Source organism: Kitasatospora nipponensis (assembly GCF_039528135.1).
GTDB classification, from domain to species: domain Bacteria; phylum Actinomycetota; class Actinomycetes; order Streptomycetales; family Streptomycetaceae; genus Kitasatospora; species Kitasatospora nipponensis.
Map to the genome: position 1 here is coordinate 1 of NZ_BAAALF010001222.1, position 504 is coordinate 504.

Consider the following 504-nt stretch of genomic DNA (forward strand, 5'->3'; position numbering starts at 1 on the left):
CGCCAGTTCTCCGACCGCTCGTACACCAAGTATTCGTTCCAGTTCGGCCATACCTTTCGAGGTCTGGCTCTTCACCGTACCGACCGATATGCCCAGGGCCGCGGCGGTGTCCTTCTCCGACAGGTCGAAGGCATGACGCAGCACCACGCACGCCCGCTTGCGGAACGGCAGCCGGGCCAGCGCCGCCCGGACGTCGAGCACGCCCGCCACGTCCGGCCCCGCTGTCTCCTCCGGGCTGCGGGACCAGAACAGCGTGATCCGGCGGCGTTCGCGGACCGCGCTCCTGATCCGTTCGCGGGCGAGATTGGCCACCACGCCGCGAGCGTAGGCGACCGGGTGCTGCGCCTCCCGCAGGCGGTCCCAGCGTTGCCACAGGGCGAGCAGGGCATCTGCGGCGAGGTCGTCGGCCGCGTCCTTCTCGCCGGTCAGAAGGTGGGCGAAACGGGCCAGTTCGGCGTAGTGGCGTTCGAAGAAGTCGTGGAACTCCGCGGACGCGTTGTCGGG

1 protein-coding gene is annotated in these 504 nt (G+C 69.6%); it reads right to left on the bottom strand.

Annotation, left to right across the window (positions count from 1 at the left end):
• A partial coding sequence (locus ABD323_RS45760) for a SigE family RNA polymerase sigma factor (protein ID WP_344447820.1) occupies window positions 1-504 on the bottom strand: 504 nt, incomplete at both ends.